The following is a 19,287-nucleotide window of genomic DNA, read 5'->3' on the forward strand; positions in this document are numbered from 1 at the left end:
CCGATCATCGGTCGGGGGGAGTGGCGAAAATCGACATGGCGGACCCGACGCGTTAAGTAGTGTGCCATGTTGACCATCGGCAAACGGGAAGCAAGCGGCGGTGCTGCCAGCGGCGGCGACCATCGACCACAGGTCGCGGTTGCGGAGCGCGAAGGCGTGTTGGTCTGCGTGCTTTCGGGCATATGGACAACCCGCACCGTGGCCTTCGTCGATGCCGAAATGCGCAAGATCGAAGCCCGCAAAGGGTTTGCCGCGATCGCGCTCGACCTCTCGGCCATCGAGAAGATGGATACGGCCGGCGCCTGGCTGATCCACCGGCTGGTCAGCACGAATGAAGGGAGAGGGGTCGAGGTAAGAATATCGGGCAGCAGCGACGCCGCCGATATCTTGCTTGGCGCCGTCAGAGAGGCAGTGCGGGGCGACCGCAGTGCGGCCGAAAGAACCCCGCCGAACATCGTCATCCGCGCACTCGAAGCGGTCGGTCGGCGCGTGTTCGAGATGCGCGACGACTTCCTTTCCGCGATGAACATCCTGGGCGCCACCATCCGCGGTGCGCAGTTGAAGCTCGGGCGCGGCCACGCCGTCAATCCCGCCGCCATCTTCAACCAGATCGATCGCATGGGAGTCGGGGCCATACCTGTGGTGGTGCTGATGTCGGCGATCGTCGGTGCAATCGTCGCCCAGCAGGGCGCCTACCAGCTCAGCTATTTTGGCGCCGACATCTTCGTCGTCGACCTGGTCGGCGTGCTCATCCTGCGCGAGCTCGGCGTGCTGTTGACGGCGATCATGATTGCTGGCCGCTCCGGCAGCGCAATCACCGCCGAGATTGGCTCGATGAAAATGCGCGAGGAGGTCGACGCGCTGACCGTGATTGGCCTCAATCCGATCGGTGTGCTCGTTTTTCCGCGCCTCGTCGCACTCGTGATTGCATTGCCATGCCTTGCCATCATCGCGAATTTTGCGGCGCTCGGAGGTGGGATTGCTGCGGCCTGGCTCTATTCAGGCATTACGCCCGCTGCTTTTCTCGAACGTCTGCGGGTCGCTATCGATCTGAGCACAATTTTTGCCGGCTTGATCAAGGCGCCTTTCATGGCGCTGATCATCGGTGTCATCGCTTCGGTCGAGGGAATGAAGGTTGGCGGCAGTGCTGAATCGCTCGGCTTGCATGTCACAGCTTCGGTGGTGAAGGCGATCTTTGTGGTCATCATTCTCGACGGCTTATTCGCGATGTTCTACGCCGCGATCAATTTTTGATATGGGCAGCATGACTACGACACGCGACGTGGAGACGGAGGGTCCCGATGGCAACGGCGAAGTGCTGTTGTCGGTGAGCGATCTGACGGTGGCGTTTGGCGACAATGTCATTCTCGACAGGCTGGCGCTCGATATCAAGCGCGGCGAGATCCTGGGGTTCGTCGGTGCCTCGGGTTCGGGCAAGTCGGTACTCCTGCGTACCATCCTCGGCCTGATCCGCAAGCGGTCGGGAACCATCAAGTTGTTCGGACTGGACCTGGAGAAGGTCACCGAGGAGCAGCGCCTCAGGATAGACATGCGGCTCGGCGTCCTGTTCCAGCATGGCGCACTGTTTTCGTCGCTTACTGTGCTGGAGAACGTGCAGGTGCCGATGCGCGAATATCTCGATTTGCCCAAGAAGCTGATGGACGAGCTCGCCATGCTCAAGATCGAACTTGTCGGTCTGCCGCCCGACGCGGCATACAAGTTCCCGTCCGAGCTTTCCGGCGGCATGATCAAGCGCGCCGCACTGGCAAGGGCGCTGGCGCTCGACCCAGACATCGTCTTTCTCGACGAGCCGACCTCGGGTCTCGATCCGATTGGCGCGGCCGATTTCGACGAACTGGTTGCCAAGATGCGCGACACGATGGGATTGACCGTCTACATGGTCACCCACGACCTCGACAGCCTGTTTTCGGTCTGCGACCGCGTTGCGGTGCTCGGCAACAGGAAGGTGCTGATCGAGGGCACGATCGACGACATGCTCAAGAGCGAAGAGCCGTGGGTGAAGTCCTATTTCCGCGGAAAACGTGCCCGCCAGCTTGATCTGGCGGCAAGGCCATAGAATGGGTTGATGTAATGGAGACTCGGGCCAACTACGTCATCGTCGGCATCTTTACGCTGGTTGCCATCCTGTCAGCCTTTGCCTTCGTCTACTGGACGGCGGCCATTGGCGAGCGCGGGGCAACGACCACGCTGCGCGTGCGCATTCCAGGCTCCGCGTCCGGGCTCAGCCGGGGCAGTTTCGTGCTGTTCAATGGCGTGAAGGTCGGCGACGTCCGCCGCGTCTATCTCGACGTCAACAATCCCAGCTTTGCCATTGCCGACACGGAAATCGATGAACTCACCCCAGTCACCAAGTCGACCGAGGCCGATATCGGCTTGGCCGGCCTGACGGGGCAGGCCAATATCGAGCTCAAGGGCGCCAATACCAACGAGCCGAATCTGCTGGCGCAAGCCGCAGCGGAAGGGAAGGTCGCCGAGATCGTCGCCAACCCCTCGGCCGTGACCAATCTGCTGCAGACGGCACAAGGCCTCTTCAAACGCGCTGATGTGGTACTCAAGAATCTCGAAGGTTTCACCAATGACGTGCGCGGTCCCCTGACCGAGACTGCTGCCAATGCACAGAAGTTTTCTGAGGCCCTGGCACGCAATTCCGAGGGCGTCGACAAGTTCCTGGCCAATATAGGCGCCTTGTCGGAAGAACTCGCTGGCGTCTCCGGCAAGCTCGACGGTACTCTCAAGGCGGCCGAAGACCTTCTGAATTCCGTCGACACGGCAAAGGTCAAGAACATCGTCGCCAACATCGACACGTTCACCACCAGCTTGGGCAAGCAGAGCGAGCAGATTGGTGACATCGTCAAGGGTGTGAACACCGCGGTCGGCTCGATCAACGATGTCGCCAAACAGACTGGCCAGACCTTGGGCAAGGTCGACAGCGTGCTTGAAGGGGTTGATGCGAGCACGGTGCGCAAATCGCTCGACAACATCTCCAAGGCGAGCGAAAACGCCAACAAGGTCGCTGCCGACATCGCCGAGGTTACCGGCAAGCTCGGCAACCGTGGCGACGACATCAACCAGATGGTTACCGACGCCAAGCAGATGATGGCGCGCCTCAATCAGGCATCGGTTCGCGTCGACGGCGTGCTCGCCAAGGTCGACAAGCTGCTGGGCACCGGCGAAGCGGAAGGTGTGATGGCCCAGGCCGGCGCTACCTTGAAGTCATTCAAGCAGGTGGCTGACACGCTGAATGCAAGGCTAGCGACCATTCTGGACAACATTTCGCGCTTCTCCGGCAAAGGCCTGAACGACGTCGACTCGCTGGTGCAGGACGCCCGTCGTTCGGTCACTCGCATCGAGCAGGCCGTCACCGACCTTGAGCGCAACCCACAACGCATCATCACCGGCGGTGAAGGCACCGTGCGCGAGTTCGACGGCAGGGCGCGTCGTTGACATCGCAGGCCTGCCGCCGCATGACTAAGGTGAGGGTGGTTCGCGCATCGCGCGTGTGAGTCTTGTCCGGGGACAGCGTGTGAAAGCTGGTAGATCGAGATTGCTGCTGACTGCAGTGGCGCTGGCGTTGTCTGGATGTACCTCTTTGTTTGTCCGCACGCCGCCTCCGCTCGACACCTACGAACTGACCGCGCCATCGGTGATCGGCCGCAGCGGCCTGAGCCGACGCCAGATTCTGGTCGCTGAACCATCTGCGCTGAAGTCTTTCGACGGTCAGAACATCGTAATAAAGCCATCGCCGGCTTCGATTGAATTTCTCAAGGGCGCGCAATGGTCGGACCGCTTGCCGCGCATCGTCCAGGCACGGCTTGTTGAAACCTACCAGCGCGCCGGCGGCTTCATCGGCGTCGGCAAGCCGGGGCAGGGACTGGCGATCGACTATCAGGTGATTGTCGAGATCCGCGGCTTCGACATCAAGCTTGGTGGTGGCGATCGCGCCGAGGTTGATCTGTTCGTCAACCTGCTCAACGATCGCACCGGTCAGGTGCGTGCCTCGCGCCTCTTCAAGGCCAGCGCGCCGGTGTCCGGCTCGGGCAATGCTGCCTACACGGACGCGCTCGACCGCGCCTTTGGCGAGGCTGCGCGAGAAATCGTCAAGTGGACTGAAATGCTGATCTGATCGGCTAAGCTGCTGTCCGACAGGACGCAACGGGCCATTCAGCTACGTCGCACTATCGAGCAAGTCGCAATGTGCGACCGGCTTCGTTCTGCTGGGGCCAGCACCCGGCATCAATTCCAGTGACTGCAGACACGAAAAAGGCGGGACCGGGTCCCGCCTTTTTCTTTGCCCTATACAGCCTCGGCTTACTTCAGGCGCCCTGCAGCATGCGCGAGCATGGTGTAGACCTTGCCGGTGTCCGAGCTCAGGTAGGTCTGCGTCATGATGTTGTCGCGGTCGTTGCGCGAAACGTCGTTGAGCAGCTTTTCGAAGTCGTCGCAGTAGCGGTCGACGGCGCTGCGGAATTCGCCGTCACCCTGGTACTTGCGGCGGATCTCGTCGAAGGTCTGCTGGCCCTTGAGCGTGTAGAGCCTGCGGGTGAAGACGTCGCGCTCGCCTTGGCGATAGCGGTTCCACAGCTCGATGGACGCGTCGTGGTCGATGGCACGGGCAATGTCGACCGACAGCGAGTTGAGCGACTCGACCACATGCGCCGGCGAACGCTGGGCCGGTATTGCACGCGGCTCGGGCTGCGCCGTCTGGCGGTTCGGCTGCTGCTCGCGAGAGGCTCCGGTCAGCAGATCGCGCACCCAGCCACCCTGCTGGCCACGACCTGCGGGCTCGCGTGCCGGCTGCACCTCAGACGGACGCTCGATATCGAGCGTGCCGCGCAGGCCTGCACCGCCGAGCGGCAGCCGCGGCTCAGGCTGCGGCTCGGGCTGCGGGGCTGGGCGACGCGGCGGCTGCGCCTGCGGTGTACGCAGCGAGGCGTCAGAGACGTCGACCGTGCGGCCCGACTTGGCGACGATCGCCGACAGTTCCTTGAGCGCGTTGATCTGCTCGGAAACGGCGCGACGGATCGCGGTGGTCGATTCCTTCGCTTCCTCGGGCATGTCGAGCACGCCCTTCTTGAGTTCCGCACGGGTGCTTTCGAGCTCGGTCTTGATCGAGCCGGCGGTGCGGCGCATGTCCTCGGTCGCGTCGGCGAAGCGCTTCGTGGCGGCTTCGACGACGTCGGCGATCGCCGCGCGAATCTTCTCGGCCGATTCCATGGTCTTGCCCTCAGCCGTTTCCAGCGTCTTGCCGACCAGATGTTCGAACGAATGCATGACGCGTTCGAGGTCTTCCGACTTCTTGACCAGGCCGACGGCGAGGTCCTCGAGCGACGACTGCCGCTCGAGCGTGTGCTCGAGGTTGCTCTGCGCCGAAGCGAGCAGGTTGGACGCGCTCGACAGCAGGCGGCTGTGCTCGTCGAACTTGGTGGCGATGGAGGCCACTTCGCGCAGCGTGCTCGACGACAGGTCGGTCAGGCGGTTGGTGTTGGAGTCGACCAGGCGCGCAGCACTTGAGAAGGTCTGGGCGGCCTTTTCGGTTGTCGCCGCGAAGCTGGAGGTGCTGCCGGTCAGGCGGTCGTCGACGGTGGCGAGGTTCTGCGCAGCGCGTTCGATCAGATCGCCGAGCTGCGAGCTCGATGTCGTCATGCGGCCGATGAGATCGGCCACGCTCTCGGCAAGCGTCGAGCGCGCGCCCTCGACCGCCGACAGCGTCTCGGCGGTGCGGCTGGCAAGCGCGTTCGCAAGCGCCGCATTCTCCGAACGCAGCTTTTCGGTTGCCCGGGCGGTTGCTTCTTCCATGCTACGCTGCAGTTCGGTGCCGCCTTCCGCAAAGCGGTCGACCAGCGGACGTGCCGTCTCGTCGAGAATCTTTGCGATCTCGTTGGAGCGCTCGACCAGCATGTTGTTGAGTTCGCGCGTGTTGCTGCCGATGGCGCGGGCCGCTTCGTTGGTGCTCTGGCCGATATGCTGGCCGACGGCGGTGAAGGTCTCGGCAATCACATTGGCGCGGGCGACAAGCTGCGCCTCTGCCTGGGCGACCTGCTCGTTGAGCTTCTGTCCCATCGATTCTGCACCATGGGCGAGGCGGTTTTCTGCACTCGACAGGTGTTCGCCGATGCGCGTGGCAACTCCTTCGGCTCCGGCGGCGAGACGCTCATCGACATTGGCCAGCGTTTCTTCGATGGCGCGGGCGCGGGCATCGAGGTCGGCGGCCGTGCGATGGGCGCGGGCAACGACGCGCTGCTCGGTCTCGGTGAAGGCGTTGGCGATCTGCGCCGCATGCGCGCCGATACCGGACGCGCTCTGGGCGAGCCGTGCGGCAAGCTGCTGTCCGGCCTCGTCGAAGGCCTGCCCGATTTCCGAAGCGCGGCCTTGCAGCGACTGCGCCGTCAGGTCGGCTCGCGCAGCAAGCTGCTGCCCGGCTTCGTCGAAGGCCTGACCGATTTCCGAAGCGCGGCCGAGCAGCGACTGCGACGTCTGGTCGGCACGAGCGGTGAGTTGCTGGCCTGCCGCGTCGAAAGCCTGGCCGACGTGAGATGCACGACCGAGCAGCGACTGCGACGTCTGGTCGACGCGGGCAGCAAGCTGCTGCCCGACCTCTTCGAAGGCCTGGCCGATTTCCGAGGCGCGGCCAAGCAACTGTTCGGCGGTCTGGTCGACGCGAGCTGCGATGCGGCTGTCGGCCACCTCGAAGGTGCGGCCGATTTCGGCAGCGCGGCCATGAAGCGTGTCTGCTGTCTGCGCGGCGCGGGCGGCGAGGCGCTCGTCGGCTTCCTCGAAGTTGCGGACGATTTCGCTTGCACGGTTGCCGAGCGAATCTGCGCCTTCGGCAATACGCGTTGCGAGTTTCTCGTCGGCGGCGTCGAAGATGTGGCTGAGCGCATCTGCGCGGCTGCCGAGCGAATCCGCGCCTTGGGCAATGCGCGTGGCGAGTTTCTCATCGGCGGCATCGAAGATGTGGCCGAGCTCTGCGGCACGGGCAGCGAGTGCGTCGGCGGATTCGCCGATGCGCAGACCAAGCCGTTCGTCGGCGCTATCGAAGTTGCGCAGGATGTCGCCGGCGCGGGCCGACAGCGATTCCGCCGTTTCGATGGCGCGAGCGATGAGCGTGCGATCGGCGCTGTCGAAAGTGCGGGCGATCTCGCCGGCCTTGGCCGACAAGGTGCCTGCGGTTTCTTCGGCGCGGGCGAGCAGCGAGCTCGAGGTTTCCTCTGCACGGGCCGCCAGGCGACGGTCGGCATCCTCGAAGGTGCGTGCGATGTCCTCGGCTCGGGCGAGCAGGGCGCTGGAGGTCTGTTCGGCGCGTGCGGCGATGACGCGGTCGGCGTCCGTGAACGCGCGGCCGGCTTCCTCATTGAGCGCAGCGGTGACTTCCATGACCTTGTCGCGCAGGGCGCCGGCCACGAAGACAGCGCTCTTTTCGAGCACGCCGCGGACGTTGTCGACGCCAAGCGACAGGGCGCGCTCCATGGTGCCGGTGCGTTCCTCGATGACGCCGGTCTGGCGGCGGAAGGCGTCTTCGATCTTCTCGATGTCGCCGGCGATCGCGTCGGAGATATCGACGCGGCGGGCGGCGATCTGGTCGATGTGACCAGCAATCGCGAGGTCGATCTCGCGGCGGGCCTCGCCCAGCTTGCCAAGATCCTCGTCAAGTGCACGGGCCATGGTTTCGCGGCCATCGACGAGCTTGCCGACATGGCCGGCGACGATGTCGTCGATGCTGGCGCGGCTGTGGTTGAGCATCGCGAGGTCTGCTTCGAGGGCCCTGGTGAGCGCGTCGCGGCCGGCGGCCAGCTTGTCGACCTGGCCGAGCATCATGCCGTCGATCTTGGCAAGATCGGCTTCCAGCGCGCGCTTGAGGATGTCGCGGCCCTCGGCCAGCTTCTCGACCTGACCGGCCACGAGGCCATCGATGCCCGAGCGGCTTTCTGCCAGCTTGGCGAGATCGTCTTCCAATGCGCGCGACAAGGCACCGCGTTCGGCCACGAGGCGTTCGGCATGGCTGGACACGAGACCCTTCACGCTGTCCAGGTCGGCTTCGAGCGACCGGGCGAGCAGTGCGCGATCTTCGGCGAGCCTGTCGGACTGCGAAGAGATGGTGTTGCTGATGGTGTTGAGGTCGGCTTCCAGCGCGCGCTTGAGAATGTCGCGGCCCTCGGCCAGCTTCTCGACCTGACCGGCGACAAGGCCGTCGATGCCCGAGCGGCTTTCGGCCAGCTTGGCAAGATCGTCTTCGAGCGCCTTCGAAAGTGCGCCGCGTTCTGCTGCCAGACGCTCGGCATGGCCCGAAACCAGACCGGTGACCTTGTCGATATCGGTTTCAAGCGAGCGCGACAGCAGGGCGCGCTGTTCGGCGAGCTGCTCCGACTGCGAGGCTATGGCGCTGCGAACGGCGTTGAGGTCGTTTTCGAGGGCGCGCTTGAGAATGTCGCGGCCTTCGGCCAACTTCTCGACCTGGCCTGCGACAAGACCGTCGATGCCGGCACGGCTTTCGGCCAGCTTGGCAAGGTCCGATTCGAGCGTCCTGGACAACTCGGCGCGTTCATCCGCTAGCTTGCCGGCATGGCCTTCGATGAGACCATGGACATTGGCAATGTCGGCATCGAGGCTGCGCGACAGTTCGGCGCGATCGGCCGCGATCTTCGAGGAATGGCCATCGACCAGCGCCTTGATGCCCTCGAGGTCGGTTTCGAGTGCCTTGGCGAGGATGGCGCGGCCTTCGGCGATCTTCTCGACCTGGCCGGCGACAAGGCCGTCGATGCTGCTGCGGCTTTCGGCAAGCTTGCCGAGATCGGCCTCCATCGCACGCGACAGGATGTTGCGGCCTTCGGCCAGCTTGCCGACATGGCCGGCGACCATTTCGTCAATGCTCGTGCGGGCCTGGACGAGCTTTTCGGAGTCCTCCACGAGCGCGTGGGCGAGCTGTTCGCGGCCCTGTGCGAGCTGCTTGAACTGGCTGCTGAGGGTCTCGTCGATGGCGTGGCGCGACTGCTCCAGCTTGCGCATGTCGTCGTCGAGCGCCTGCGAGACGAGGCTGCGCCCTTCGGCGAGTTTCTGCACCTGGAAGCCGACCGCAGCCTCGATGCTGGCGGTACCTTCGGCGAACTTGCTGAGATCGTCCCTGAGCGCTGCGGCCATGCGGTCGCGTGCCTCGGAAAGCTTGCGGGTGTGGTCTTCGACCGCCTGTTCGATACCGACGCGTGCTTCGGAAAGACGCTGGATGTCGCCGTCGAATGCACTCGATACCGTGTGGCGTGCAGCCTCCATGCGGCCTGCGAAGTCGCTGGCGCGCGCTTCGAGCATGGTCGAGGTCGAGGTGATGATGTCGGCGAGGTCGGTGCCGATCTGGGTCTTGCCCTGATCGATCATCGCAGACAGGGAATCGCGGCCCTGTACGAAGGTCGTGGCGATTTCGCGGGCGCGTTCGACCAGCGTTTCGTTGATCTGGCGGGCGCGGGCCTCGAGTGCTGCGTTGAGCTTGGCGGTGCCGGTGTCGAGTGCTTCGGCGCGGGTCTGGAACTCGCCGATCAGCGCCTGGCCGCGTTCGGCCAGCGTGCGTTCGATGCCGTGCAGGCTCGCCTCGAATTCCGAATTGATCGTCTTGGCAGCGCCACCGAGCAGCGAGACCATGCCCGAGGTGCGATCGTCGAGCAGATCGGTCAGCGAGCGGGTCACATCGTCGGTGCTCTGGGTGAGTTTCGCGATGCGGGTGTCGAGCAGGCTGGCGAAGGCTTCGCCCGAGGTCGACAGGCGGTCGCTGATCGAATCCATGCGGGTGTCGATGGCCTCGTACAGGCCCATGCCGCCTTCGTTGATGCGGTCGATGAGCGTATCGCCCGAATTGGTGATCGTCATCGACAGCTTGGTTGATGCGTTGAGGATGCTGTCGCGGATGATGTCGCTGGCCGAGCCAAGCTCGTCGCGCAACGTCTCGTGTGCGCCGGCGATCGAGGCGCGAACGCGCTCGGCATGCGACACCACGGCTTCGCGCTCACTGCCCAGGCCATCGACGAGCGAGCGGATACGGGCCGCGTTCTCCGAATAGGAGCGCTCGATCTGGTTCACCTCGGTGTGGACGAGTGTTTCGAGCTCGACGGCGCGCGCCAAGGTCCGCTCGATGCCTTCACCCATCGCGGCCACTTCGCGGCGAACCGCCTGACCGACCATCATGACGCGGTCCTGGGCGAGGTTTTCGGGTTCCGCGAGGCGGAAGGCGACTTCCGTCATGGACTGGGCGGCGAGACGCATTTCCTGGGCGCGGCGGATCATCGCCGCAAACGCCCAGAACAGGGCGATCGGCACGAAAGTGGCGGCGAGCAGGGCGAACAGGCCGGGCCGGGCCAGCGCATCGTCGACAGAGCGGATGGCCCAGATGCTGGGCGTTACGACACGGTCGGCGAAAGCGAGCGCGCCGGCGACCCAGGCAACGGAGACGAGGCCAACCATCCAATAGATGGTGCTTGATGCGCGACGGTTGAGAGTGTGCAGCAGGGACTTGTAGTCCTTGGGGCGCTCGTCATTGGCTGGATTGAAGCCGCTTGGCTGCAGCGAGCCGCGCGTCTCCACAGGGCGCAATTCGGCAGGGGGCTCGGCAGCGGCGCGGGCAGCGGGCTGCACTGGTGCTGCCCTCGGCGCTACGGGTGCAGCCGGCGTCTTTTTGCTTTCGCGGGCCAGTTCTTCGGCGGCTTGGGAAATCTGCGCCTCTAGATCATTGATCGAGGCGATCATGTCGAGGCCGCCTTCATCGCCTGAAAGGTCAAGGTCGAGTGCCTGCTCGAGCTCCTTGGCCACATCGAGGTCGATGTTTTTGGTCGGAGTGGATTTTTTCGCCATGCCTTCGCTACCCTGTACTAAAGACGCGGAATTGCTGGACTTTTTGTCCTATTTTTGACCGCGTCCGAGGCTCAATATGGACCGCCCGTATCGTAGTGACACAATCGGGTAAAGAAAACATGCATTCGCCCCGATACGTAAAAGTTTAAATATACGGTTAACATTGCGGTGAGTTTGAGCCCCGATGCCGCGGGATTGCTGGGGTTGGCGGGTTAACGGGTTATCCACATGCCAGGCCTAGGCTACCAACCCTGGGGCGAGCCGTGGAGAAGGGGTTCAATGGTAGCGCGCGAAACCGATTCCGTTGCCTTCAATATGCCCGGTGGCGAATCTTCTGGAGCGGCGCATGCCCGCCCGGTCGACCTCGAACACCTCGCTCGCCAGACCATGGATGATCGCGAGGTCGAACGCGAAGTGCTCGATTTGTTCGTCCATCAGGCGCTTTCGGTTCGCGACGCGATCAGGTCCGCCGACCTGGCTGAACGGCTCAGTCTCGCTCACGCCTTGAAGGGCGCGGCACGTGGCATCGGGGCATTCACCGTCGCCGACTGTGTCGCGGAGATCGAGGGGCGTCCCGATGACCCGAACCTCATAGAGAAGCTGGCGCACTTGATTGACGAAGTGCGCGACTTCATCGCGGCTATCAGCCGATAAAGCGTTCGCGCGTCCGTTGACACCCGCGGGGCGCGATAGCCCAGCCCATCCTTCCTGATCCTGGCACGATGCGGCGCTTTCGCTCGGCAGTTGACTTGCACGCCGGAGTGATTATCTGCCGGGTGGACCCCATTAGGAACGAGCATGACCAAGCTTACCTTTATTGCCCATGACGGGACGCGCTTCGACGTCGAGGCAGAGAACGGTTCGACCGTGATGGAAAATGCGATCCGCAATGCGGTGCCCGGCATCGAGGCCGAATGCGGCGGCGCTTGTGCCTGCGCGACGTGCCATGTCTATGTAGATGAAGAGTGGACCTCAGTCGTCGGCGAGCCAGAGGCGATGGAAGAGGACATGCTCGATTTCGCATACGAGGTTCGGCCGAACTCGCGCCTGTCTTGCCAGATCAAGGTGCGCGACGAGCTAGAAGGTCTGGTCGTCACGGTTCCGGAACGCCAGGGCTAGGTTTTTCCTAGTCCGCGTGTTCCTTGGCATGGCGCCCGACGTCATGCCATTTGCCATCGAATGCACACGGGTGAGCGGCGAGGGCGATTTGAACGAGGTCACCAGAACCGACGTCCTGATCATCGGTGCCGGGCCGATCGGCCTGTTTGCGGTGTTCGAGCTCGGCCTGTTCGACATGCGTTGCCACCTGATCGACATTCTCGACAGGCCGGGTGGTCAATGCGCCGAGCTCTATCCCGACAAGCCGATCTACGACATTCCGGGCTATCCCTCGATCGGCGCCCAGGAACTGGTCGACAAGCTGCTGGAGCAGATCGCGCCATTCAAGCCGGGCTTCACCTTCAATCGTATGGTGACGGCGCTCGAGCGACTGGAAGACGGTGGCTTCCGCATCACAACCGATGAGAACGAGGTTTTCGAAGCCAAGGTCGTGGTCATTGCGGCCGGCGGTGGCTCGTTCCAGCCCAAGCGCCCACCTATACCAGGCATCGAAGCCTATGAGGGGGCGAGCGTTCATTATGCCGTGCGCCGGATCGAGGAATTCCGCGGCCACGACGTGGTCGTAGTCGGCGGTGGGGATTCTGCACTCGACTGGACGCTGAACCTTGTGCCTATCGCCAGGCGCGTCACCCTCGTCCACAGGCGGCCGGAATTCCGGGCAGCCCCCGACAATGTCAACAAGATGCATGCGCTACGCGACCAAGGCGCTCTCGATCTGGTGATCGGCCAGGTCGCGGCATTGGAAGGCGAGCGTGGTGAATTGCGCTCGATCCTGGTCAAAGGTGCCGACGGCGAAGTTGAGGTTGCCTGCACGCGGCTGCTGCCGTTCTTCGGGCTTACGATGAAGCTCGGGCCGGTGGCCGAATGGGGCCTCAACCTTCATGAGAACCAGATACCGGTTGATACCGAAAAGTTCGAGACCTCGGTGCCGGGTATCTTCGCCATCGGCGATATCAACTGGTATCCCGGCAAGCTGAAGCTGATCCTGTCGGGATTCCACGAGGCGGCGCTGATGACCCAGGCTGCCAAGCATATCGTCAGCCCCAGGGAGCGCGTCGTCTTCCAGTACACGACGTCGTCGACGAGCCTGCACAAGAAGCTTGGCGTTCCCGATTAGGGAGGGCTTGGTTACGCTCAGCCCTTCAGCTTGCCTGCCTCGATTCGCTCCAGGCGATAGCGCAGCAGCCGCAGGATGCGACTTTCGAAATTGATGCCTTCGATGCGATCGAATTCGTCCTGCGCCCGATCGTGAGCGCCGAGTATCTTTTCGCTGGTCGCCTTCGCCTTGGCGGCGGCGATTTCGCAGGTCCTCTGCTTGCCGATCGCCTTCAGCGCCTGTTCGAGCTCATACGCGTGGTTCTTGGCGATCACCACGTGGCTTTCCTCGTGGCGCTTGATGTCGGACGACAGCGTGTTCCAGATCAACTTGACGTCTTGCGGGGCCTTTCCGTTCTGGCGCCAGCGCGGCAGGATGATCTTTGCCTTCACGCTGACCCGCGCCGAGACAATGGCGCAACCGCCCTTGACCGGGCCGTAGCCGATACGGTTGGTGAACTCCATCTGCGTGGCGCCGGGGTGCCTGCCGCCGGTGCTCTTGACCTCAGGCCCACGCGTCATCAACTGCTGCTCGATCTCATCGAGCGTTTTGCCGGTAATGGTGAAGTAGCTGTATGATTTCGAAACACTCGCCGCTTGGGCAGGCAGGCAGATGCCCGCGACAAGGAAGGCGGCGAGGAAGAGTTGCTTCATTATGTTGCCTCTTGGCCTACCTTGCTTTAGGGGCGTTGGCGGCGCAATGGAAATCGGTTGGCTGCAGAAAATGCTGCCCGGCGAATTGATGCTGCAAGCGTTGATATTTCGTGACGCGACTGTCCTGTGGAGTTCTTTTGTGGCGACGGCATGACCGGAAAGCGATGGCAACTGGCGCATGGACGTCATGTCGACCTCGGCGGCAGGGCGCTCGTCATGGGCATTCTCAATGTCACGCCCGACAGTTTTTCGGACGGGGGCAATTTTGCCGCGTTCGAAGCTGCACTTGCTCAGGCGCGACGCATGGTAGCCGAAGGCGCAGTGATCATTGACGTCGGCGGTGAGTCGACGCGGCCCGTTGCGGCTGCGGTATCTGCTGGTGAAGAGCAGGACCGTGTGCTGCCGGTCATTTCCGCGTTGGCCGGTTCCAGCGACGTACTGATTTCAGTCGATACCTATCGCGAAGAGACCGCTCGGCAAGCGGTCGCGGCGGGTGCTCATATCGTCAACGACGTCTGGGGCCTGCAACGCGAACCCGGCATCGCACGGGTGGCGGCCGAGACCGGTGCCGGTCTGGTCATCATGCATACCGGCCGCGAGCGCGAAAAGCTGCCTGATGTGATCGACGATCAGCGTCTCTTCTTGAGCCAATCCTTGGCGATCGCCCACGAATCCGGCGTGCGAGACGAACAGATCATGCTCGATCCGGGGTTTGGCTTCGCCAAGGATGCGGACGAGAATCTCGAAGTGATGGCGCGCTTTTCGGAGCTTGCGCAGCTTGGCTTTCCGCTGCTGGCTGGCACGTCTCGGAAGCGGTTCGTCGGTCATGTGACCGGCCGCGAGGCTGCCGACCGCGACGCCGGAACGGCCGCGACCAGCGTCATTCTTAGACTGCAAGGCGCACACGTATTTCGCGTCCACAATGTCGCAATCAACGTGGACGCCCTGGCATTCGCAGATGCTATGCTGGCGCGCCAGATCAACCTGCCGGGACGCTGACCCCATGTATCTTATCCGTATGAAGAATTGTGCCTTCTTCGCCCGGCACGGCGTGCTCGACGAGGAAGAGACGCTTGGCCAGCGCTTCTATGTCGATGCGGAACTGACCGTCGAGCCGGATCGCCCGCTCCAGGACGATTCGATGGAAAGCACGGTCGACTATGGCGTCGCCTTCGAGGTGATCGAAAAGATCATCACCGGCCAGCGCCGCTTTCTCATCGAGGCGCTTGCCCTGGAAGTCGGCAAGGCCCTGAGCGAGCGCTTTCCACAGATCAGGAAGGCGGCAATCACCGTCCGCAAGCCAAATGCGCCGGTGCGCGGTGTGCTCGACCATGTAGAGGTTACCGTTGTCTGGCCAGAGTGAGCAGCGGGCCTTTCTCAGCCTTGGCGGCAATTTGGGCGATCCCGCCAAGGCGATGGCTGCGGCACTGCGCATGCTCGACGCCAGCGGCAATGTGCGGGTGATGACGGTATCGTCGCTCTACCGGACGCCGCCATGGGGCAAGCTCGACCAGCCCGACTTTCTGAACATTACGGCCGAGGTCGAGACGTCGCTGACCCCGCTCGAATTGCTCGAGCTTTGCCTTGATGTCGAGCGGAGGCTCAAGCGCGTGCGCATCGAGCGCTGGGGTCCGCGGCTCATCGACATCGACGTGCTGTTGCACGGCGACAGCCACGTCAGCGACGTTGGGCTGGAGATTCCCCACCCGCGCATGCTCGACCGGGCTTTCGTCATGGTGCCGCTGGCCGAAATCGCGCCGGAGCTCATGTTGACTGGAAAGACGACGGTTGCATGGGCCGCCGCATTGGACAGTACTGGTATCGAAAAGCTCGACACCGGCCGTGAGTGGTGGCGCGACGAAGGCGAGTAGCCGGGCAGGCCGGAAGGCCTAAATCCCGAGCGCCGAGGCAATCTTGGGCGCTGCCTCCGACCAGTCGTCTGCAACCACGATGCCTTCCGGCAAGGGCGGCAGAAGCGGGCGCATGTCGCGATAAGCCATCAGGTTGAACAGATGCGCGTCCGCCACCGCCTCTCGCACCGAGACCAAATTGTGCGGGATGTCGTCAACGAAGGCGACCGAGCGGCCGCTGTCGCCTCTCAGTTGCCGCAATGCCGGCCCTTTCGCCGCTTCGGTAGTCAGGAGCGGGTAGGGGAAGCCGAGCGTGTCGAGATGTTCGCGCCGGACCTGGCGATGCCTATGCGGCATGGCGGTGAGCATGACCACTTCCGCACCTTGAGCCAGGTCGGCCACCGCCTCGGCTGCCCCCAGTGCCGCGGTCTGCCAGTCGCGTTGGGCATCAAAGAAGCTGCCGAGGAGCGCGGATACTGCCTCTTGGTCGAGCGGCCTGTTCGTCTGCCGTTCAACGATGTTGCCGGTCAGCCTGAAAGATTTCGACAGGAACTGGAGTCCCTGGGCGTCGAGGAAGCTCATGAAGGGCGACATGAACTCAAGCAGCACCTCGTCGACATCGAGCACCAGCAGAGGTCTGGAGTCGCGGGCAAGCTCGGCAATCTGGCGGGCTGTTTCTGGATCGTCACTCATATCGAACGCTCGTGGTCTTCGTTGCCGAGGGGCAGGGCGCGGGCGGCCTTGCCGACTTCGCCCGGTGCGATGCCAGCCTCTTCGGAGAAGCGCAGCAGGGTCGGCTCATGGGCGAGGATGAATTGGAGCACGCCGGCGAGGAAGCCGGGCTCTATGGCGGCGCGGCGGATATGCTGCGCCTCGATTCCCGTTATGGCGAGAAAGCGCGGCAGGAGTTCCGGGTCGGATGCGACGAAGCCAAGCGCCTGCACGGCAAGCGCTTCGGCTGACTCCCGTGAATGGTGATTAACCTGCATCGACCTATCCATTCTTTCGTTCTAGCATTGGAAGTAGACGTAAGCGGTCTCTGCGGCAACCCGCGAGGCATTGCGCAACGAACGTGATTTGGCTGGAGCGTTTTACGTTTCGTAACGTTCTTGAGTTAACGTCCGATTCAGGCTTGGTGTGCGCGGCGGCGCACATGATGATTGCCGCAGAATCGTGGCGTGCAATCGGGACGGAAATTCGATGGCTAAGAAGGTGATGATCGTCGAGGACAATGAGCTCAACATGAAGCTCTTTCGCGACCTCATCGAAGCGAGCGGCTATGAGACGGTGCGGACACGCAATGGTCTCGAGGCCCTCGATCTTGCCCGCAAGCATCGGCCCGACCTCATCCTGATGGATATCCAGTTGCCGGAGGTTTCCGGGCTGGAGGTCACCAAATGGCTGAAGGAGGACGATGACCTCCACACCATCCCGGTCATCGCCGTCACAGCCTTTGCCATGAAGGGCGATGAAGAGCGGATCAGGCAGGGCGGCTGCGAGGCCTATATCTCCAAGCCGATCTCGGTGCCGCGCTTCATCGAAACGATTAAATCTTACCTGGGCGACGCCTGATGCCCAAGCCGCTCCTCACGAGGTGCTAGCATGACAGCTCGGATCCTCGTGGTGGACGACATCGCGGCCAATGTGAAGCTGCTGGAAGTCAGGCTGCTGGCTGAATATTTCGAGGTTCTGACGGCCTACAACGGGCCCGACGCAATTGCAGCCTGTGCAGCCGGCAAGGTCGATGTCGTGCTGCTGGACGTGATGATGCCCGGCATGGATGGCTTCGAGGTGTGCCGTCGGCTGAAAGCTGATCCCGCCACTGCGCATATTCCGGTCGTGATGGTCACCGCTCTCGACCACGTCAGCGATCGGGTGCGCGGGCTCGATGCCGGGGCAGATGATTTCCTCACAAAGCCGGTCAACGACCTTCAGCTTGTCACCCGCGTGAAAAGCCTGGTGCGCCTCAAGGTGTTGACCGACGAATTGCGATTGCGCGCATCGACTACGCACCATCTCGGCGTCGATGAACTGCTGGGGCGACCCGACACGACGCAGGGCGCCATGCCTAAGGTTCTGCTTGTCGATGAGCAGACCTCGTCGGCGGCACACATCTGCGCGCTGCTGGATGGCGCTGCCGATGTCCAGATCGCGACCGATCCGCAGTCCGGCCTCTTCAGTGCGGCAGAAGGCGCATATGAATGCGTGATCGTGTCGACCGGTTTTTCCGATTTCGATCCTTTGCGGCTGTGCTCGCAGCTTCGCTCGCTCGACAGGACGCGGTCGCTGCCGATTATCCTTTTGGTCGGAGAACAAGATGAGCACCGCATCATCCGCGCGCTCGAACTTGGCATCAACGACTATCTCACACGGCCCTTGGCCCGTGAGGAACTGATTGCACGGCTACGCACTCAGGTGCGCCGCAAGCGCTACAATGATGCCCTCAGGCAGAGTGTCGCCCATTCCATCGAAATGGCCGTTACCGACGGGCTCACCGGCCTGTACAATCGTCGTTATCTGGACGGCTACCTGCCTCGTCTGGTCGAGCGTGCTGCGGCTCGGCGCAGGCCGCTTTCACTGTTGATCACCGATATCGATCGATTCAAGCGCATCAACGACACCCATGGCCACGATGGTGGTGACGCGGTGCTGCGCGAATTCGCCCGGCGACTGAACAAGTGCGTCCGCGGCATGGATCTGGCTTGCCGTTTTGGCGGTGAGGAATTCGTGATCGTGATGCCGGATACCGATGTGGCGCATGCCGAGTTGGTGGCAGAGCGTATCCGCTTGGAAATTGCCCAAACGCCGTTCCCGGTCGATGAGGCCGGCAAAACCGTGCCTGTCACGGTCAGCGTCGGGGTATCCTCGCTCGGCCCTGCAGGCGACACTGTTGCCGCCTTGATGAAGCGTGCGGATCTTGCCCTGTATGATGCCAAGGTGAGCGGTCGCAACCGCGTGGTCGCGCGCGCGGCCTGAGTTGGGTGTCTGCAACGGCAGTCAATAGCGTTAAGCACAATTGTTTACCTTAACCCCAGCGACTCGGCAGCGCGGTTAAGAAAGTGTTGATTTTCAAGCAATCTTGCGCGACTGTGGAGTAGGGAAGAAGGTCGGGCATCGGCGCGAGGAGCATTGGCCGAAACGCCCATCTGATACCCCATGAAGCTCAGGTCCGCCGCATCTCCTGGGTCCGTGGGGTCGGCCGGCCGGCACTGGCGCATAGTGGCCTCCTCGTACCGCTGTCAGAAGCCGGCCGGCCCCCAATTTTCTCCGATCGATAGAAATTGGCTACCAGGCGCGAACCGGTGCGCAATCGCACTGCGCGGTCACTGGCATTTGGGTGCAAGGGAGCGCGTTTCGCGCAACTGGCGTCCTTCGCCGCTGCGCGTTGTCGCTTGCTGCATTGGTCATTACGGCGTCGTCAGCGCCTGTTGCGCGGGGCCGCCGTTTTGGCTCTAACGTCTTATTGCGCGGCCAACTGCGATCAATATGCAGGCGCCGATGAAGCCGGCGATCAGGTAGCCGATCCAGCCGCCGAGGTTGACGCCAACGAGGCCGAGCAGGAAGTTGGCAACCACTGCACCGACGATGCCGAGGACGATGTTCATGAGCAAGCCCATGTTGCTCTTCATGAACATCTCGGCGAGCCAACCGGCAATGCCGCCGATAATGATTGCAGCGATCCAGCCAATCTGTGCCTTTTCCATCGATTGTTCCTCAC

General features: G+C 62.9%; 17 protein-coding genes. 12 read left to right on the plus strand and 5 right to left on the minus strand.

Going from position 1 to position 19,287, the window contains the following annotated elements:
• Window positions 1-66: 66 nt before the first annotated feature.
• The 4 genes from ABSY17_RS12225 (at window position 67) to ABSY17_RS12240 (ending at window position 4,144) form a co-directional block, all read left to right on the plus strand.
• The gene (locus ABSY17_RS12225) at window positions 67-1,254 is read left to right on the plus strand and encodes an ABC transporter permease (protein WP_378950769.1); all 1,188 of its coding nucleotides are present in this window, start codon (window positions 67-69) and stop codon (window positions 1,252-1,254) included.
• A 10-nt stretch (window positions 1,255-1,264) separates the two neighbouring features.
• The gene (locus ABSY17_RS12230) at window positions 1,265-2,077 is read left to right on the plus strand and encodes an ABC transporter ATP-binding protein (RefSeq protein ID WP_378950772.1); all 813 of its coding nucleotides are present in this window, start codon (window positions 1,265-1,267) and stop codon (window positions 2,075-2,077) included.
• Window positions 2,078-2,091: 14 nt separating this feature from the next.
• Complete coding sequence (locus ABSY17_RS12235) at window positions 2,092-3,465, plus strand: MlaD family protein (RefSeq protein ID WP_378950775.1); 1,374 nt, start codon at window positions 2,092-2,094, stop codon at window positions 3,463-3,465.
• A gap of 121 nt (window positions 3,466-3,586) precedes the next feature.
• A complete protein-coding gene (locus ABSY17_RS12240; protein ID WP_378952634.1) occupies window positions 3,587-4,144 on the plus strand; it encodes an ABC-type transport auxiliary lipoprotein family protein in 558 nt (185 codons plus the stop codon).
• 185 nt (window positions 4,145-4,329) lie between these two features.
• Here the strand turns inward: ABSY17_RS12240 and ABSY17_RS12245 are convergent, their stop codons facing one another.
• Window positions 4,330-10,851, minus strand: coding sequence for a kinesin (locus ABSY17_RS12245; protein ID WP_378950778.1), 6,522 nt, complete (start codon window positions 10,849-10,851; stop codon window positions 4,330-4,332).
• A gap of 279 nt (window positions 10,852-11,130) precedes the next feature.
• On the opposite strand from ABSY17_RS12245, the gene ABSY17_RS12250 reads away from it, so the two are divergent.
• From ABSY17_RS12250 to ABSY17_RS12260, 3 genes are all read left to right on the plus strand, one after another.
• Complete coding sequence (locus tag ABSY17_RS12250; protein ID WP_378950781.1) at window positions 11,131-11,505, plus strand: Hpt domain-containing protein; 375 nt, start codon at window positions 11,131-11,133, stop codon at window positions 11,503-11,505.
• 144 nt (window positions 11,506-11,649) lie between these two features.
• Window positions 11,650-11,970 carry a 2Fe-2S iron-sulfur cluster-binding protein gene (locus ABSY17_RS12255; RefSeq protein WP_378950784.1) on the plus strand — a complete coding sequence of 107 codons (321 nt, stop codon included), beginning with the start codon at window positions 11,650-11,652 and terminating at the stop codon, window positions 11,968-11,970.
• A 43-nt stretch (window positions 11,971-12,013) separates the two neighbouring features.
• Window positions 12,014-13,087, plus strand: a complete 1,074-nt coding sequence (locus ABSY17_RS12260) for an NAD(P)/FAD-dependent oxidoreductase (protein ID WP_378950787.1) — start codon at window positions 12,014-12,016, stop codon at window positions 13,085-13,087.
• Window positions 13,088-13,104: 17 nt separating this feature from the next.
• On the opposite strand, the gene ABSY17_RS12265 is transcribed toward ABSY17_RS12260, so the two are convergent.
• Window positions 13,105-13,719 carry a DUF922 domain-containing Zn-dependent protease gene (locus ABSY17_RS12265; RefSeq protein WP_378950790.1) on the minus strand — a complete coding sequence of 205 codons (615 nt, stop codon included), beginning with the start codon at window positions 13,717-13,719 and terminating at the stop codon, window positions 13,105-13,107.
• Window positions 13,720-13,869: 150 nt separating this feature from the next.
• On the opposite strand from ABSY17_RS12265, the gene folP reads away from it, so the two are divergent.
• From folP to folK, 3 genes are read left to right on the plus strand one after another with little or no spacing between them, the layout of a single operon-like run.
• Window positions 13,870-14,718: a dihydropteroate synthase gene (gene folP / locus ABSY17_RS12270; RefSeq protein ID WP_378950793.1), complete on the plus strand. Its 849-nt coding sequence runs from the start codon at window positions 13,870-13,872 to the stop codon at window positions 14,716-14,718.
• A 4-nt stretch (window positions 14,719-14,722) separates the two neighbouring features.
• Window positions 14,723-15,082, plus strand: coding sequence for a dihydroneopterin aldolase (gene folB / locus ABSY17_RS12275; protein WP_378950796.1), 360 nt, complete (start codon window positions 14,723-14,725; stop codon window positions 15,080-15,082).
• Window positions 15,066-15,590 carry a 2-amino-4-hydroxy-6-hydroxymethyldihydropteridine diphosphokinase gene (folK, locus tag ABSY17_RS12280; protein WP_378950799.1) on the plus strand — a complete coding sequence of 175 codons (525 nt, stop codon included), beginning with the start codon at window positions 15,066-15,068 and terminating at the stop codon, window positions 15,588-15,590. The genes folB and folK overlap by 17 nt, the downstream gene beginning before the upstream one ends.
• A gap of 18 nt (window positions 15,591-15,608) precedes the next feature.
• On the opposite strand, the gene ABSY17_RS12285 is transcribed toward folK, so the two are convergent.
• Together ABSY17_RS12285 and ABSY17_RS12290 are read right to left on the minus strand one after the other, a co-directional pair.
• A complete protein-coding gene (locus tag ABSY17_RS12285) occupies window positions 15,609-16,262 on the minus strand; it encodes a hypothetical protein (protein ID WP_378950802.1) in 654 nt (217 codons plus the stop codon).
• On the minus strand, window positions 16,259-16,558 hold the full coding sequence (locus ABSY17_RS12290) for a DUF3572 domain-containing protein (protein WP_378950805.1): 300 nt from the start codon (window positions 16,556-16,558) through the stop codon (window positions 16,259-16,261). The genes ABSY17_RS12285 and ABSY17_RS12290 overlap by 4 nt, the downstream gene beginning before the upstream one ends.
• A gap of 226 nt (window positions 16,559-16,784) precedes the next feature.
• On the opposite strand from ABSY17_RS12290, the gene ABSY17_RS12295 reads away from it, so the two are divergent.
• Together ABSY17_RS12295 and ABSY17_RS12300 are read left to right on the plus strand one after the other, a co-directional pair.
• Entirely contained in the window at window positions 16,785-17,141 is a 357-nt protein-coding gene (locus ABSY17_RS12295) for a response regulator (RefSeq protein WP_378952637.1), read from the plus strand.
• Between the two features lie 30 nt (window positions 17,142-17,171).
• The gene (locus tag ABSY17_RS12300) at window positions 17,172-18,545 is read left to right on the plus strand and encodes a PleD family two-component system response regulator (protein ID WP_378950808.1); all 1,374 of its coding nucleotides are present in this window, start codon (window positions 17,172-17,174) and stop codon (window positions 18,543-18,545) included.
• A gap of 476 nt (window positions 18,546-19,021) precedes the next feature.
• Here ABSY17_RS12300 and ABSY17_RS12305 read toward each other — a convergent pair whose 3' ends face one another.
• The gene (locus ABSY17_RS12305; protein WP_378950811.1) at window positions 19,022-19,273 is read right to left on the minus strand and encodes a GlsB/YeaQ/YmgE family stress response membrane protein; all 252 of its coding nucleotides are present in this window, start codon (window positions 19,271-19,273) and stop codon (window positions 19,022-19,024) included.
• Window positions 19,274-19,287: the final 14 nt, after the last annotated feature.

Origin of the sequence: Mesorhizobium sp. ANAO-SY3R2, from assembly GCF_042466635.1 — a bacterium.
GTDB lineage: Bacteria > Pseudomonadota > Alphaproteobacteria > Rhizobiales > Rhizobiaceae > Aminobacter.